Annotated in this window: 12 protein-coding genes; 1 reads left to right on the top strand and 11 read right to left on the bottom strand. The window is 73.5% G+C overall.

Annotated elements, in window-relative coordinates:
• Positions 1-55 precede the first annotated feature (55 nt).
• The 6 genes from ACZ4XJ_RS23135 to ACZ4XJ_RS23110 all read right to left on the bottom strand — a co-directional run bounded on the left by ACZ4XJ_RS23135 (position 56) and on the right by ACZ4XJ_RS23110 (position 11,018).
• Entirely contained in the window at positions 56-997 is a 942-nt protein-coding gene (locus ACZ4XJ_RS23135; protein WP_362879250.1) for a FadR/GntR family transcriptional regulator, read from the bottom strand.
• Positions 998-1,144: 147 nt separating this feature from the next.
• Positions 1,145-3,448 carry an ATP-binding cassette domain-containing protein gene (locus ACZ4XJ_RS23130; protein ID WP_468497193.1) on the bottom strand — a complete coding sequence of 768 codons (2,304 nt, stop codon included), beginning with the start codon at positions 3,446-3,448 and terminating at the stop codon, positions 1,145-1,147.
• A 122-nt stretch (positions 3,449-3,570) separates the two neighbouring features.
• Complete coding sequence (locus tag ACZ4XJ_RS23125) at positions 3,571-4,317, bottom strand: NUDIX hydrolase (protein ID WP_468497192.1); 747 nt, start codon at positions 4,315-4,317, stop codon at positions 3,571-3,573.
• A gap of 279 nt (positions 4,318-4,596) precedes the next feature.
• Entirely contained in the window at positions 4,597-6,504 is a 1,908-nt protein-coding gene (locus tag ACZ4XJ_RS23120) for an amylo-alpha-1,6-glucosidase (protein WP_468497321.1), read from the bottom strand.
• A 578-nt stretch (positions 6,505-7,082) separates the two neighbouring features.
• Positions 7,083-8,372, bottom strand: coding sequence for a DUF4192 domain-containing protein (locus ACZ4XJ_RS23115; protein WP_362879255.1), 1,290 nt, complete (start codon positions 8,370-8,372; stop codon positions 7,083-7,085).
• A 486-nt stretch (positions 8,373-8,858) separates the two neighbouring features.
• On the bottom strand, positions 8,859-11,018 hold the full coding sequence (locus ACZ4XJ_RS23110; protein ID WP_468497191.1) for a RecQ family ATP-dependent DNA helicase: 2,160 nt from the start codon (positions 11,016-11,018) through the stop codon (positions 8,859-8,861).
• Between the two features lie 352 nt (positions 11,019-11,370).
• Between ACZ4XJ_RS23110 and ACZ4XJ_RS23105 the strand changes: the two genes are divergently transcribed.
• Positions 11,371-12,003 (top strand): hypothetical protein, encoded by a 633-nt coding sequence (locus ACZ4XJ_RS23105; RefSeq protein ID WP_362879259.1) that lies wholly within the window; start codon positions 11,371-11,373, stop codon positions 12,001-12,003.
• Positions 12,004-12,063: 60 nt separating this feature from the next.
• Here the strand turns inward: ACZ4XJ_RS23105 and ACZ4XJ_RS23100 are convergent, their stop codons facing one another.
• From ACZ4XJ_RS23100 to ACZ4XJ_RS23080, 5 genes are all read right to left on the bottom strand, one after another.
• Positions 12,064-12,696: a hypothetical protein gene (locus tag ACZ4XJ_RS23100; RefSeq protein ID WP_362879360.1), complete on the bottom strand. Its 633-nt coding sequence runs from the start codon at positions 12,694-12,696 to the stop codon at positions 12,064-12,066.
• Between the two features lie 59 nt (positions 12,697-12,755).
• Positions 12,756-13,466 carry a ribonuclease HII gene (locus ACZ4XJ_RS23095; protein WP_383993541.1) on the bottom strand — a complete coding sequence of 237 codons (711 nt, stop codon included), beginning with the start codon at positions 13,464-13,466 and terminating at the stop codon, positions 12,756-12,758.
• 536 nt (positions 13,467-14,002) lie between these two features.
• A complete protein-coding gene (locus ACZ4XJ_RS23090; RefSeq protein ID WP_362879263.1) occupies positions 14,003-14,926 on the bottom strand; it encodes an ADP-ribosylglycohydrolase family protein in 924 nt (307 codons plus the stop codon).
• 11 nt (positions 14,927-14,937) lie between these two features.
• On the bottom strand, positions 14,938-15,597 hold the full coding sequence (locus tag ACZ4XJ_RS23085; RefSeq protein ID WP_362879264.1) for a histidine phosphatase family protein: 660 nt from the start codon (positions 15,595-15,597) through the stop codon (positions 14,938-14,940).
• Positions 15,598-15,672: 75 nt separating this feature from the next.
• Complete coding sequence (locus tag ACZ4XJ_RS23080; RefSeq protein WP_362879266.1) at positions 15,673-16,278, bottom strand: YdbC family protein; 606 nt, start codon at positions 16,276-16,278, stop codon at positions 15,673-15,675.
• Position 16,279: the final 1 nt, after the last annotated feature.

The following is a 16,279-nucleotide window of genomic DNA, read 5'->3' as shown; positions in this document are numbered from 1 at the left end:
CCGAAACGGGCCCGGCGACCGGTGCTGCACCCCCGCGCCCCCGCGCGTCGGCGCCTCAGTGCTCGCGCGGGGCGGGGACCACGCGCTCGACCTCCGGATGCACCGTCAGGAGTTGACGCATGGCGTTCTCGGCTCCGATGGCGTCACCGGCGGCGATGGCCTCGACCATCCGCGCGTGGTGCGCCACGCAGGTCTCGCTCGGGCGGTCGCAGGCGGTGACGGGGCTGCCGGACACCTGGAGGGCGGCGGAGACGATGCCGGAGAGGTGTTCCAGCATGCGGTTGCCGGCGACCTGGACCAGCAGCGAGTGGAACTCGTGGTCGGCGCGACCGAAGGTGATCACGTCCCCCTGGCCGAGGGCGTGCCCCATGATCTCGACCATGTCGGCGAGTCGCTGCTGGACGTCGGGGCGACCGTGCCCGGCGGCGAGGCGGGCCGCGAGCGGCTCGATCGTCAGGCGGAGCTCGCCCAGCTCGCGGCGCTGGTCGTCACGCTGCGGTCCGAAGGCGCGCCATTCGATGATGTCCGGGTCGAGGAGGTTCCAGTCGGCGACGGGACGGACCCGGGTGCCCACGTTCGGGCGGGCGCTGACGAGGCCCTTGGCCTCCAGGACGCGCAGGGACTCCCGGACGACGGTGCGGGAGACCTCGAAGCGCTGGCCGATCTCCTCGGGAACCAGCGGGCGGTCGGCGCCGAGGTCTCCGGAAACGATCATCTGGCCCAGCTGCTGGACGAGTTGGCCGTGCAGTCCGCGGCCGCGGCTGCCGGCGGCTCGGCGGCCTACACGGCTCAACTCCATGTCGGCGCCGTCCCAGTGGGGCGGTCCGACCCGGTCGGAGCCGGAGGTCTCCGCATAGGGGTAGCGGTCGAGTTCGCCCGGGCCGGCGAGGCCGGTGTCGGCATGGCGGGCGGCGGTCATCATGGTGTGCGCAAGGGTACTCACGAATCCTTTGTCGGCCGTGCCTCCTTCACCCTTGAGGTCTTTGGTGAAAAGCACACGAAAGGGTGATCGGTGCCACCTACGCAATTGACGACTTATCGTAAAGATCCGGGCCTTTTGCTGGGAGTTGCGCTCCGCGTCACGTGATGGCGAAGGATCCGGTCTTCCGTGGTCTTCCGAACGTCCCGTCCCGCACGGGAACGGTCACCAACGGACTCGCGCACGCAGTCCTGTGAACCCATAGGCGCACAACAGGACCATCAGCGACAACACCAGCGCGGTCCCCACGGGTTGGGTCATCATCCGCAGTGCGCCGAGGACGAACCGGTCGGCCTCCGGCGGCCACGGGCCCCAGGCCAGGCTCCGGAGCCTGGATCCGATTCCGCTCACCGGGTACGCGGACGGCCCCTCCAGCGTCTTGCGCACCAGCGGTACGACCATCACCGGTACGGCGAGCACAGCGGCCAGGCCCGCGGTGGCGGACCGGAACGCGCCGGAGGCCAGCACCCCGGCCCACGCGCAGCCGAGGAGGAGTCCCGCCCAACTCGCGGCCGGGGAGATCCACTCGGCGGGCGCGTGCAGGGGCGCGGTTCCGAAGACGAGGCGCAGGGCCGCCACGTCGGCGAGGACGGCGAGGGCGCCTAGCAGCACCGCGAGGGCGCCGCAGACCCCGAGTTTGGCGGTGAGCAGTCCCATGCGACGCGGCACGGTGCCGCGGTCCGCGGCGAGCGCGGGGTAGCGGTACTCCTCGCCGAAGGCGAGGGCGCCGAGCAGTCCCGCGCCGAGCGCGGCCGGAGGCAGCGGGAGCAACTCGGGCCAGGCGACGAGGAGCCGGGCCTGCGGGGTGTGGCCCGCCCGGACGAGCACGAGGGAGATGAGTACGGAGGCGACGACGACGAGGGCTGCCGTCAGGAGGGGCGTGGTCGTGCCGAACATCCGGCGGAGTTCGTAGCGCAGCGGACGCAGCGGCCCGCCCACCCGGCGCACTACGGGTCCGCCCCGGCCGGGGTCCGCGCAACGCGGACGCGGGCGCGGACGCGGTCCTGCGGGGTTCCTGGCTTCGGGGTGCTCGAAGCCGGCGTGCTCGACGCCGGCGTGCCCGAAGCCGGCGTGCCCGAAGCCGGCGTGCCCGAAGTCGAGGTGCTCGAAGTCCGGGTGTGCCGCTCCGGAACGCGGTGTGACGTCAAGGTCGGCAGCAGGGTCCGACGCCCCGAAACCCACTGCCCCGGGTCGGTCGGCTGCGGGACGCGTTGAGCCGGTGACGGGGGCTTCCGACACCACGCCCTGGTCGGATGGGCCTCCGAGGGCTTCCCCGACGCCGCTCCCCCCTCCGGAACCGGGGCTGCCGTCGTGCCGCGGGGCCGGGTGGGGTGACGACCGGGGCGCGGCCTGGCCGGCGGGACGCGCATCGGCCCGGCTCGCGCTCGTCACCGCCTCGAAGCCCGCCGTGGTGCGGATGCGTGCGCCGACTTCGATGCGGAACTCGGAGCCGATGTCCGAGCGGTCTTCCGGCCGGGCTTCCGAGCGGCCGTCGGAGCGGAGTGGGGCCCCGGCCCGGGTGCGGGCCTGCGGGACGGGCGACACCGACGCCGCGACGTCACCGATGGGCTCGACGCCGCCGAGGTCGCCGACATCGCCGGTCTGTCCCGTCTCGTCGGCGAGTTGGTGGACCAGGACGCCGTGACGGAAGGCCGCCTCGCCGATCTCCGCGCAGTTGCTGCCGTACACCGAGAGCCGACTGCCGCTCTCCTCGACGATCTCCACCGCACGCTGGGCCGCCCGCGCCTCACGGGTCAGTACGTCGGCCAGCCTCGCCGCGTACGGGGTGCGCACCGCGACGCGCGGCCGCAGCCGGGTACGGGCGAAGTCACGGGCGTCCTGGTCGGCGACGAGGCGACCTGACGCGATGGAAACGACCCGGTCGGCGTTGGCCGCCGCTTCCTTGGCGTCGTCAGTGGTGAACAGCACCGCGCCGCCGAGGGAGGCGTGGCCGCGCAGCAGTCCGTGCAGCCAGGCGCGTTCCTTGGCGGAGAGTCCGGCGCCGGGCTCGTCGAGAAGGAGGGTGCAGGGATCGGCGAGCAGGGCGGCGGCCAGCCCGACCCGGCGTTCCATGCCCAGGGAGAGTGAGCCGAGCCGCTCGTCGCGCAGGCCGCCGATGCCGACGACCTCCATCATCGTGTCGGCGCGGGACGCCGGCACTCCGGCAGCGGCGCACAGCATGCGCAGCTGGTTGCGGACGGTCCGCGCCGGGTGGCCGGGTACGTCGCCGAGGAGCACGCCGACCTCACGGCCGGGGTGCGGGATCCGATGGAGCGGGCGTCCTCGGAAGTACGTGATGCCGCGGCCCGGTTCGAGTTCGAGCATGAGCCGCAGGGCGGTGGTCCTGCCCGAGCCCGGATCGCCGAGCAGGGCTGTCACCGACCCGGGGCGGACCTCGAAGGTGAGGCCGTCCACGAGGGGCGGGAGTTTCCGACGGGGTGCGCTGGTGAGTCCAATGGCCTGGAGCATCGCTTCTCTCGCGGGGGGTGAGACCGCTCTGCGGCAGTGTGAGTACCGCAAGCAAGATAACGCGATATGTCCGATTTTCTACGTAGCCGGTCCGTGGCGGAGCCGGTGTCGTGGCAGGTGGCTCAGACTTCGGGGCGCAGCATCGGAGGGTTGAGCAGGGTTGCCCCGCCGGCCCGGAACAGCTGGGCGGGGCGACCCCCCTGACGGGTCGTGGTTCCCCCGGCGGGCACCAGGAACCCAGGGGTCCCGGTGACCTTGCGGTGGAAGTTGCGCGGGTCGAGAGCCACGCCCCACACCGCCTCGTAGACCCGGCGCAGCTCGCCGACGGTGAACTCGGGCGGGCAGAAGGCTGTGGCCAGGGAGGAGTACTCGATCTTCGAGCGGGCTCGTTCCACGCCGTCGGCGAGAATCGTGGCGTGGTCGAAGGCGAGTCCGGCGGACGCCTGGTCGGGCGCTTGCAGGAGTTCGTCGACCGGCGCCCAGCGGGCGCTGTTGGCGTCGCCGCCGGCGCGGGGGGCGGGCAGGTCCGGGGCCAGCACCAGGTGGGCCACGCTGACCACCCGCATGCGGGGGTCCCGCTGCGGATCACCATAGGTGGCGAGCTGTTCGAGGTGTGCGCCGTTTCCCGCGCCGGGGGCCGCCGGATCGTGGGCGCACAGTCCGGTCTCCTCGGAGAGTTCCCGAGCCGCGGCACCCGCCAGGTCCTCGTCCCCCCGGACGAAGCCGCCGGGCAGGGCCCAGCGTCCCTGGAACGGCTGCTCGCCCCGTCGCACCACGAGCGCGCAGAGCGCGTGGCGCCGCACGGTGAGCACGACCAGGTCGACGGTGACGGCGAAGGGCGGATAGGCCGACGGGTCGTAGGGCGACATGCCGCGATCATAGTCGTCTGCCTGACGATAAACAGGGCTTTGGTGATCCCGGAGACCGTGATCTGGAACCCAGCGGCCATCTTCCTGATCGCACCGGCCCGGTGGCAGCGTCGCGCGACCCTCACCACGCCCCCGGACCACCGGCGATCCGGCCCGGCGGACCTCGGTGCGGGCCACCGCGGGGCGCGGGGACGGCGAGGCCCGGAGCGTCGGCGACCATCGGCCTGATGAGCGCGCGCACCGGATGCCACCGGCCCGACGGAGCTGCGAGGTCGCGGCCTATCCACCCAGTTGGAGCGCATCCCCGGCCTCCTCCACCATGCCCACGCCGAGCCTGCTGATCCGTACGGTGAACGGTTCCCCGGCGACGCGCAGACCCGAGAGGCGCAGGGCGCCCAGTGGGGCGCCGGCCGGTGGAGCCACCGCGACCGTCGCCGCCGGGGCGTCGGGGCGGATCCCGGCGAGGGACGTCAGCGCGTGGATCCCTGCGGCGGCCGCCACCGCGGCGGGCCTGCAGGCGGCCGGATGGGGAAGCGGAGCGCTCCCGGCGGTGCGCTGCTCAGCGGCGTACATCTCCGGCAGGCGATAGCCGAAGGCTTCCGCGGCGTCCAGCAGGCCGCGGAGCAGACCGGTGGCTTCCTTCTCGTAACCCGCCTGGACGAGACCCGCTACGGCGACGGCACTCTCCTGGGCCCTGACGGCGCCCGACCGGTGGCCGAAGGGATTGTGGCCCGGTTCCCGGGTCGCCATGCTCCGCAGTCCCCAACCGGAATCCATGGCGGGAGCTCCGAGCAGGCGTGCCAGATGTTCGGTGCGTACCGGGTCCAGCAGGCCGGGGGCGAGCCGGCCGCCGCCCAACAGCCCGGTGTCCAGCAGGTGCGCTGCGGCGCCGGTGAGCCGGGGCAGGGGCCGCCCGTCGGGGTGCAGGGCCGCGGCGGGGCGGCCCCCGTCCGGTCCGTCGATCCAGAAGCCGGCCCGGAACTTCGCTCTCAGTTCGGCGGCCCGATCCCGCCATTCCGCGGCTCCGGGCCGACCGCACGCGTCGAGCAGGTCGGCGCCGAGCAGCGCGGCCCGATGTGCGTGGGCCTGGGTTTCGAGGCGCCGGGGTCCGGGGTCGGGGTCGGCCAGGAAGCCGTCCTTCCCGAAGGCTCCGCGCAGCCAGTTCAGGCAGCGTTCGGCGGCGGGGAGCAGGCGGGCCACTTCCTCCTCGGGGAGTCCCCATCGTCGTGCCTCGGCCAGGAGGGTCGGGAAGCCGAGCGTGGCTTCCGTACCGGTGCAGCCCGGTGGTAGTTGCGGTCCGGCGGCGCGCAGCGGTCCCGGAATCTTGCCCGTATCGGAGCCGTTGCCGCCGGTCTGGCTCCGGGCGAGCGTCCGCAGGGTGGCGGCGGCCAGTCCGGTGCCGAGCGGCAACGCCATCCGCGCGGCCCACAGCGACTCCGCCGGGGCCAGGCCGAGCCGCCACGGGACTCCTGCCGCCGCGAAGGCGTCGCCGGGTGACTCGGGGTCCCTGAGGAGCAGCGCGCCCAGGTCGTCGAGGCTGGTCCGGAACCAGGCGTCGGCCCTCGGGTCATCGCCTTCGGCTCGGGCCGCGGAGAGCGGATTCGCGACCTGTCCCACCGGCGCTCTTCCGCTGCGGTCGTGCGTGGTCCGCAATCCGATGACACGGGACTGTCCCGGTGTCAGTTCCAGTTGCCAGCGCAGGAGTCCGGCGGAGGCGAGGGCATCGTCGGGGGCCGGGTCCGCGGTGGTGACGGCCATCGCCTCACCGGCGCTCCAGCGCAGTCCGGCGGCATGGACGGCCGCGGGCAGTTCTGGCCCGGGTCCACCCGCCGCCACCGTGGCCAGATCGGCCAGGTCGCTGCCCAGGAAGAGCTCCACGGTGAGTCGCATCGGGCGGGCCGCGAAGCTGCGCAGGGTGATCCGCTCGGTGCCGTCGGCATGTCGGACGCGCTCCACCCCGACGTCGGGGTCGGGTCCGGGCTCGAAGCCGGTGCGGACGGTGGCGGTGAAGGCGGCGCGGTCCGCGCCGAGGCTGCGCCCCTGGACGGCGACCGGGTCCCGACCGGCGACGCGGAGCACGCAGCGGGACAGCAGCCGTCGCCCGGCGCGGTAGATGCCCTCGATGCCCCGCCCGGTGAGCTGGCCGTGCTCCGGGGAGATGGCCAGGCAGGGTGCGGAGACGCAGATGACGGCTTCGTGTACGGGGGGTAGGTCGGCCCGGCGTGCGGCCGAGGTTCCGGTCCCCGGCGTGCCCGGCCGGCCGGGCCCTGCCCCCGGTTCCGCCGCCGCCCCGAGGTGTCCGTCGGTGCCGCCGGGCCCGTCCCCGGTCCCGGCGCCCGGTTCGCCCCCTCCCCCGGGCTGCCGGCGGGACTCTGGTGGAGTCGCCGCACGTTCCCGGGGGCGGATGGGTGGCGCGGGGTCGCCGGGCGGCGGTCCCACGACGGTGTCCGGCCCGGACCGGGGTGCGGTTTCGGGGGGCCGCCGGGTCGGGGGGTGGGCCTGCGGGAAGGTGGGGGGCCCGGTGGGGTCGGTCCGGGGTGCGGGGGGAGCCATGTGTTGCCTTGTCTGCGCTCCGGCCGGTTCGGCTGGGCGGCAGCGCGGCCGGGCCCCCACCGCCCTCCAGGGGAACGTCCCGGCCCCCGCTCGGGTCACGGCCCCCGGTGGCGACTGGCCCCGTAGCGCGGGGCGACCTGGGCGGAGGGCCGAACCCACCGCTCGCCGGAACCGCCGGATGCCGCTGTTGTCGCACGGGCCGCGCCGGGCGCTCACTGCCCGCTCCCTTCAGTCCGACGGGACTCGGTACGGCGGGATCCGGGACGCCGGGACTCCGCGCGGCGTCCGGTTCGCCGACCGGGCGGTCGAGTGGTGGCGGCGGACCGCTTCCGACGCGGTTCGCGACGGCTGCGTTCCTCCCTCAGGCACTGCCTCAACCCCTCCGGGTCGATGCCCTCGTTGCAGGCGTGGTGGAGCAGTTGCGCGAAGCGGTATTCGGAGTCGGCCCGTAGCGCCAGCCCGAGCGCGATCCGTGCGGTCGGCTCGTCACCGCTGGACCAGGAAACCCAGCCCGCCAGGGTGAGCGGGGCCGCCGCGTGTTCTCCGTACGCTCCGACGCAGCGTCGTGCCAGGGCCCGCCACAGCCTGAGGGCGGGTGCGGCCTCGTCGTCCTCCATCCACTCGGCTGCGATATCGCGGATCTCCCGGTCCTGGAGGCCGAGGATCACGGCCGCGGCCTCGTCGTGGCCCAGCAGGGCGTCATCGCGGTCATCGGCGCGGGTTCCCGCTTCGGCGGGCGGGGCGAGCGCCAGGCGCCGCATCAGGGTTTTGGCCACGGACAGCGTTTCGGCGCCGACCTCCTCGCGGGTCGCGCCGTCGAGGATCTTCGGCACCAGAGCGACGGCTGCGCGATCCAGTGCGGCCTCCTGGTCCGCGACGGGCGCACCCCGCAGGGGCGCGAATCGGTCCTCGATCTCCTGCAGGGAGCCCCGCACCTGAAGCCCGGCGTAGGTCGCCGCCGCAGCCATCACCGAAGTGCCGGGCGGGTCCAGGGGCTTGCCCTCGGCAGGGCAGCAGGCGGCTTCGTGACAGGTGTACGACCAGTAGCGGCCACCGGAGAGGCACAGGGCTTCCAGTACGGGCACGTCCAGTTCCCCGCAGGCGATGCGCAGTCGCTGCGCGAGCGGCCGGAGCCGGGTCATGACCTCGCGGCCGCTCTCCCCCTCACGCGGGTCCTGGTACAGGAACACCACGATGCCGTCCGGCTTGGAGTCACGCCGTTCGCTGCCGCGGACCAGGCATTCGGCAACCTGACGGGCGGTCTCCTCCCATTCGCCGGGCGACAGGGGGATGCCGACGCGGAGCCGGCCGCCGAAGCGTCCTCCCGCGCCGTGCACGGCGACCATGACGAGGGAGTCCGTCGGGTGGAAGCCGAGCATGTAGGGCAATGCGTCGGCCAGTTCGGCCGGACTGCGCAAGGTGATCGGGGACGGAGTCGGGGATCCGGACGCGCTCGGAGAGGGACGGCCGGACTGGCTGGGTGATTCGTGGTTCTTCGTCATGCGTCGAAGGTCCCGTGTCCGGCGCGATCACGAAACCCCTGTGGATAACTCATCCAAGTTTCAACTTCCACAGGCTGAGGGCGGCCCGGGCACGATGTCGGCGGCATCGGGTTCCATGGACCCATGAACACACATCGCACGCCCTCGGCCGTCTCCGCACTCGTCGACATCCGCCCACGCCGCAACCGCGCCCGCGTTGAGGGTCGCCGCAACCCGATCGGCCACCACCGCGTGTACACCTCCGCGGGCGAGGGGCCGGCACCACCGCCGGCCCGACCCCGAGGCCGGGCACCGGCCCCAGCCTCAGAGCCGTGCGGGTGCCGGCCACTTGCCGAACATCGTCGCCACGAGGACGCCCACCGCGAGGCCGCCACCCCACCACACCACGGCGTTCACCCCGGCACCGTCCGCCACCGACCCTCCCAGCAATGCGCCCGGAGCGGCAGCTCTGTTGAACGCGATGCGGGCAACCGCCCGTCCCGCGCCTCAGCCCGATGTCGCGAGGACCAGCGGCAGGACCTGCTCGGCGCCCGCCTGCCGCAGCAGCCGGGCGGCGACGGCGAGGGTCCAACCGGATTCGGTGGAGTCGTCGATGAGCAGGACGGGCCCGGGAGTCGCCGCGAGGGAGGCCGCCAACTCGTCGGGAACGGCGAAGGCTCCGGACAGGGCCCGCAGGCGCTGGGCGGAGTTGCTGCGGCGCGCGGCGCGCGCGCCGTCCGGCCCTGTGTACGTCAGGCTTCCCAAGAACGGCAGACGGCCGACGGTCGCCACACCCTGGGCGAGGGAGCCGACCAACTGCGGACGCGTCATCGACGGTACGGCGACGACCCCCACGGGCCGTGCCGTGGCGTCCTGGACGTTCGGCGCCCAGCCGCCCGCGGAGCGAGCCCAGTCGGCGAGTACGGCCACCGCGGCGTGCAGGACGTCATCGGGGACCGGAACGTCGGGAGCAGTGTCGGCGAGCAGCGGACGCAGCCGGTTGCCCCAGCCGATGTCGGACAGCCGCCCCAGGGCCCGCCCGGTGGAGCACTGCTCCTTGGCCGGGATCCGGCCCTTGAGGTTGACGCCAAGCGCCGGCATGCCCGTCGGCCACATCCGGCGCGGCTCGACCTCCACACCCGGACGGTCCAGTTCCCTCGCCGCGCCCGTCAGGGTCTCCGCCGACACCGAGGAATCGGCCCAGGTGCCCGCGCAGTTGTCGCAGCGGCCGCACGGGACGGCGCCCTCGTCGTCCAGCTGCCGGCGCAGGAACTCCATCCGACACCCGGTCGCGCTCACGTAGTCCCGCATGGCCTGCTGCTCGGTGGCCCGCTGGCGGGCGACCCAGTCGTACCTCTCGGAGTCGTACGTCCACGGCTGACCGGTCGAGGCCCAGCCGCCCTTGACCCGCTTGACGGCCCCGTCCACGTCCAGGACCTTGAGCATGGTCTCCAGCCGGGTGCGGCGGAGATCGACGGCGGCCTCCAAGGCCGGTACGGACAGCGGCCGTCCCGCGTCGGCGAGAGCCGTCAAAGTCTGCCTGACCTGCGCCTCGGGCGGGAAGGCGGTGTCGGCGAAATAGCGCCAGATGGCCTCGTCCTCCTTGCCCGGCAGGAGCAGCACGTCCGCGTGCTCGACGCCGCGGCCCGCGCGGCCGACCTGCTGGTAATAGGCGATCGGCGAGGACGGCGAGCCGAGGTGGATCACGAAGCCCAGGTCGGGCTTGTCGAAGCCCATGCCCAGCGCCGAGGTCGCGACGAGCGCCTTGACGCGGTTCTCCTGGAGATCGGTTTCCGCTTGGAGCCGGTCGGCGTTCTCCGTGCGCCCCGTGTACGAGGCGACGTCGAAGCCGCGCTGTCGCAGGTAGGCGGTGGCCTCCTCGGCGGCGGCGACGGTAAGGGTGTAGATGATCCCGGAACCCTGCAGTTCGTCGAGGTGCTCGGCGAGCCAACCCAGCCGGTGCGCGGCGTCCGGCAGTTGGACGACGCCCAGCCGCAGGCTCTCCCGCTCCAGCGGGCCGCGCAGCACCAGCGCCTCGCCGGCCCCGGTGCCCAATTGCTCGGCCACGTCCGCGGTGACCCGGGCGTTGGCGGTCGCGGTGGTGGCCAGCACGGGTACGCCGGGGGCGAGCTCGGCGAGCATCGCGCGCAGCCGGCGGTAGTCGGGGCGGAAGTCGTGGCCCCAGTCGGAGATGCAGTGCGCCTCGTCGACGACGAGGAGACCGGTCGTGGCGGCGAGCTTGGGCAGCACCTGCTCGCGGAAGTCGACGGAGTTGAGTCGTTCCGGGCTGACGAGGAGGACGTCGGTCTCGCCGCGCTCGACCTCGTCGTAGATGGTGTTCCACTCCTCCGGGTTGGCGGAGTTGATCGTGCGGGCCTGGATGCCTGCCCGCGCGGCCGCTTCGACCTGGTTGCGCATCAGGGCCAGCAGCGGCGAGATGATCACCGTGGGACCGGCGCCGCGCCGCCGCAGCAGGGCGGTGGCGACGAAGTACACCGCCGACTTTCCCCAGCCGGTGCGCTGCACCACCAGGGCCCGCCGTCGCTCCTCCACCAGGGCCGCGACCGCCTGCCACTGGTCCTCCCGCAGTCGCGCCGACCCGCCCGGGGCGCCCACGAGCTCGGCGAGGATGGTATCGGCTTCAGTGCGGAGCTCCAGGGTGGTCATGCCCCCCATGCAACCCGATGGCGGGGACAATCGGCCAAGTCACTAAGCGTGACGCGCCGCCCACGCCGGTCCGTCGGCCGGGCCGCCGGACCGGGCCCGCGCAGGGTGTTCGGGCTGGTGCACGAGCTCAGGGCGCAGCAAATGCGTCATTCCCGATGGGATGGGGCAAGGATATGAACGGCATACCGGCGAATTCCGGTCCGCCGCCTCAAATGCTCATTGCCCCACCCTCGCGGGCCGCGCGAGAATCGGAGTGCTCCCGTTCGGCTCCTCGGCACTCTCCAGGGCCGAGCCGCGGCGCGCCCGCACCCCAGCCGTGCCCTTTCACGGGCGTGTACCCGAAGGGAGGACCGTGACCTTCGGATTCTCCTCGCCCACGTCCCTGGCAACGGTCACCGGCGGAGCCAGTCGGCACGGCAGACTGCTCGAACCAGAGGAATGGACGGCGGCGGGCATCCCCCTGCTGCGCAATCCGCGCGAGGTCGTGAGCGGCCTGCACTCCCGGCACGTCCCCGCGCCCTCCACCGCGGTGATCGCCGTCCTTGACCCGGAGGAGCGTCTCGTCGCGAGCGCCTCCTTCGTCCAGGGGTCGGTCTCGGCCGACGGCTGGGAGTACCGCAACGCGCTGCTGTCCCGATTGCGCCGGATCCTCCCGCACGACCTGCGGCGACGGACCCCGATCCGGACGGCGGTGTTGCTCTACTGCCGTGACGGCGACGAGCGCTGGACCGAGGAGGACGGCGCCTGGATGTGGGGGCTGCGGGACGCCTGCACCCTGCACGGACTGCGCTGCGGGGCGTACATCACGCTGACCCGCGGCGGCTGGCAGGTGCTCGGGGAGGGGCGCGGCGGGCGGCACCCCGGCTCGGATTCCCGGCCGGAGCGCCTCGGCGGCGTGACGGGCGAGGTCACATCGCTGACGCCGTTGACGCTGCGGACCGGCGGCGGCGCGGCCGAGGCCCTGCGACGGACCGCGGCCCGCTGAAGCCCGGGCGGGGCCGACGCCCGGGCCGCCCCGCCCCCGGACCGTGCGCGGTACGAGGCGTCAGACGCCCGCACCCAGCACGGAGTTGATCTGCTGCGCGTCGCCGCACACGATCAGCAGCGTCCCGGCACGCGTGAGCGCGACCGGCAGCGCGGCGGTGATGGCTTCGACCGCTCCGCCGTTGGCCGCGAAGACCACGACGGGACGGCCGGCGGCGCGCTGTGCCTGCGCCGCGTCCGCGTAGAAGACGTCGTCCCCGGCCTCGTGCTGGGCCCAGTACGACGCCTCGCCGAAGGACAGCTCATGGGCGGCCCACGGGTGCGGGTCGCCGGTGGTGAGCACCAGGATGTCGCCGGGCGCGCGCCCGGTGTCGAGCAGCAGGTCGACGGCCTCGTCGGCCGCGTCCAGCGCACCCTCGGCGGACGCCGGGATCAGCTGGACCTGCGGCACCGCCGCGGAGACGGACGGGGTGGTGGGGGCTGCGGAGACAGGTCCGGGGGCGGCCTGCGCCGCGCGCTGCGCGGGCGGGGCGGGCCGGGCGGGACCGGGGCGTCCGGGCCGGGGTACGGCGGCGGAACGCGGACCAGGTACGGGGCGGGGGGTCTGCGCGGTGCGGCCGGCGGCCGGCGTGACGCGGGGACCCTGGGCACTCTCGTGAATCTGAGGCTCCTCGATGGCGGGGGTGAGAGGCAGGAGTTGATGTTTATCAAACACCGGTACGAAACGTACCGGGGGGTGGCACGTCGGTGCGATCAGAAATCGAAGCCGAGTTGGCCTCCGTCTTCCAGTGCCGCCGCCTCTTCGCTGCGGCGCACCTTCTTGAGGTGGCGCCATTGCGGCAGTGCGTCGAGGTACGACCACGAGAGACGGTGGTGGGCGGTCGGGCCGCGCTCTTCGAGCACGGCCCGGTGCACGGGCGAGGGATAGCCGGCGTTCGCGGCGAAAGCGAAGTCCGCTATTCCGTCGCCCTGTTCACCGAGTTCGGCCATCATCCGGTCGCGCCGGACCTTGGCGATCACCGAAGCCGCGGCGACGGCGACGCAGGACTGGTCGCCCTTGATCACCGTGCGGACCCGCCAGGGTGCGCCGAGGTAGTCGTGCTTGCCGTCGAGGATCACCGCGTCGGGCCGCACCGGGAGGGCCTCCAGGGCGCGCACCGCAGCGAGTCGCAGCGCGGCGGTCATCCCGAGCTCGTCGATCTCCTCGGGGGAGGCGTGCCCGAGGGCGTGGGCGGTGACCCAGTCCTCCAGGACGTCGAGCAGGGCGTCGCGTCTTCGCGGAGTGAGGAGTTTGGAGTCGGTGAGTCCCTCGGGCGGGCGGCGCAGGCCGGTGATCGCCGCGCAGACGGTGACGGGACCGGCCCAGGCCCCTCGTCCGACCTCGTCGACCCCGGCGATGACCTTGGCCCCGGTGGTTGCGCGGAGGGAGCGCTCGACGGTGTGGGTGGGTGCTTCGTACGGCATGGCGCCAGCAAGGTTACGCCGCCCCGGGCCGCCTGCACACCCCGGCCCACGTCCAGCCGCTCCCGGTCCGCCCCGGGCATGCCTACGGGCCCTCCTGGGCGGCTCCTCCGGCCGCCCGGGTGAGCGGCCGCTCAGGAGGCGCGTGGCAGGAGCTGCGACGAGGTTACCGGCCGATCCAGGCCCCTCGACCTCACCCGTTGATTCGCGACCGCACACCATGCTGCGACACGTCGTCGTCACCGGAGTTACCCCGGCCGCAACCGGACCATCCGATTCCGGGCAAGTACGCTCCCGCAGTCCCTCGCAGGAGCAGGGCATGGGTCAACCGCTGGGCGGATCCGCCCACGCCGTCCCGGAAACCCCGACGACCCGACCCACGCCATGCGCTCGCAATCGCGAAGCCCTTGACGCAGCCAGACGTACGGGGGCCCGGGCGCGGGGCGGCGCCCCGGGCCCTCGTACGGCGTCGGCAAGTTTCGCGGGCTCCACCGAACCGACCCGCCGAACCGACCCCCGGCTCGGACCGACCGACCCGACTAACCCGCCCGGACCGGTTGCTCCGGAAGCCAGGCCGGCAGGGCTTCGGTACGGGCCAGCCAGGCAGGCGGCAGCACCTCGTCGCCGCGAGCGCCCAGCACCCCGCCGACGATGGCGCAGGTGGTGTCCACGTCCCCGCCGACCTGCGCGGTGGTCCAGAACGCCCTCTCGTAGTCGTCCAGAGCCCGGGCCGCCGACCACAGGGCGAACGGCACCGTGTCGTGGGCGCTGGTGCGCCGGCCGCAGCCCAGGACCGCCGCGACCGTCGTCGCGTCGCCGTAGTCCAGCATGTCCCGCGCCCGGCGCACCCCCGCACCCACGGCACTGCGCGGAACCAGCGCGATGACCCCGTCCAGCAGGTCGGCGGCCGTCGGCGGGCCCTGCGGGGAGGCCGCCAGCGCGGCCGCGGCGGCCACGGCCATCGCCCCGCACACCGCCTCGCGGTGCTGGTGGGTGGTGTAGGCGGAGATCTCCGCCTGGTGCGTGGCCTGCTCGGGGTCGTCCGCGTACCAGGCGCCGAGCGGGGCGATCCGCATCGCCGCGCCGTTGCCCCAGGAGCCCTGCCCGTTGAAGAGCTCGGCGGCCAGCGTGCGCCAGTCCGCGCCCTCCCTGACCAGCCGGAGCATGCGGTTCACGGCGGGGCCGTAACCGCGGTCGAAGTCGTGGTGGGTGGCGAAGGAACTCGCCAGCGCGTCCTGGTCGACCCGACCGTGCGTGGCGAGCACGGCGACCACCGAGCAGGCCATCTCGGTGTCGTCGGTCCACTGCCAGGCGCCGCTGCCGACGGGCAGCTCACGCCGTTTGAGCAGCGGGTAGTTCACGGGGACGAAGTACTGGGAGCCCAGGGCGTCCCCCAGGGCCAGCCCTCGGAGGCTGGACAGGGCGCGTGCATAGCGCCATTCGGGAGTGGTTTCAGCGGTCATCGCGCGTCACTCTAGCCGTCCAGGTCATAAGGCTCGGGTGTGGTCCAGCGCTCAAACGGGCGGTCCATCCGGTACCGGCCGTCCGGGCCGAGGAGCAGCACCCGGTATTCGCCGTTCCCCGGATTGGACAGGGCCTCGAACTCGGCCACCGACCAGTGGAACCAGCGCATGCAGAACAGCCGCATCGTCAGTCCGTGCGTCACCAGGAGCACGTTCTCGGGGTGGTCGGGGGCCTCGAAGCTGCGGTAGAGGCTCTCCAGGAAGGAACCGACGCGGTCGTACACGTCGGCGCCCGACTCCCCTTGGGCGAAACGGTAGAAGAAGTGCCCGTATGCGTCCCGGTAGGCCTTCTGAAGGCGTACGTCGTCCCGGTCCTGCCAGTTGCCCCAGTCCTGCTCGCGCAGTCGCGGCTCCTCGCGCATCCGGACCCGCGTCGGATCGAGGCGCAGTTCCCGGAAGGTCTGCAGGGTCCGGCGGTAGGGCGAGACGTAGGCGCTGATGTACTCGTCGCCGAAGAGGGCGCGCAGCGGGACGCCGGCCTCGGCGGCCTGTTCGCGGCCCTTGGGGGTCAGGCGCAGGGCGTGGTCGGGCTCACGCTCGTACACCGTGTCGTCGGCGTTCCCCTCCGATTCCCCGTGCCGGACAAGGACGATGCGCCGTGGTCGTACCATCCCACGACCCTATTCGCCGACCGGCGGCCGCGCGGACCGGGGCGCGCCGGGCCGGGCGGCGGGGCCTTCGTACGGTCACACGGTCCAGCCGGGTTCAAGGTCCACGACGTCGCCGGTGAGCGCTTCGACGTCTGCCTCGGTCTGGGCGCGCAGGGAGAGCCGTTCGACCCGTTCCTGCCGGTATTTGCCGTGCTCCGCCGCCGCCCGCCACATGGACAGCACGAGGAACTCGCGGCCGGGCGCCTCACCGAAGAGCCCGCGGACCATGCCGGGCGAGCCCGCCATGGCGGGGTTCCACACCTTCTCCTGCATCAGGGTGAAGTGCTCCTCGCGGCCCTCCCGCACCCGGGTGTGCGCGACGCGGACCACGTCGGCGTCGCTGAACCGGGGCAGGAAGCCGGTCTTCACGTCGAAGCGGTGGTCGAACAGCGTGACGCGCGCGTGGGTGTAGGTGCCGTTCTGGGAGGCCGCGAGCCGGTCGTGGGAGCGGGCCATGAAGGAGTCGTAGAAGGCGCGGCTCTCCCAGAACGTGAAGACGTGCGCGACGCCCTGCCGGCCCCGGCTCCAGCCGCCGCCCTGCCCGCGGAATCCCGGCTCCCCGGGCAGCCCCGCCCATTTGCGTTGCCCGCGCTCGAACCCGCGTCGGTCCGTCACCGTGCAGCGAATCCACTTGACCAGCACC

The organism is Streptomyces sp. NPDC029836 (genome assembly GCF_055574495.1).
The sequence above is the reverse complement of the archived record's forward strand: the minus strand, read 5'-3'. Positions and strand labels throughout refer to the sequence as shown.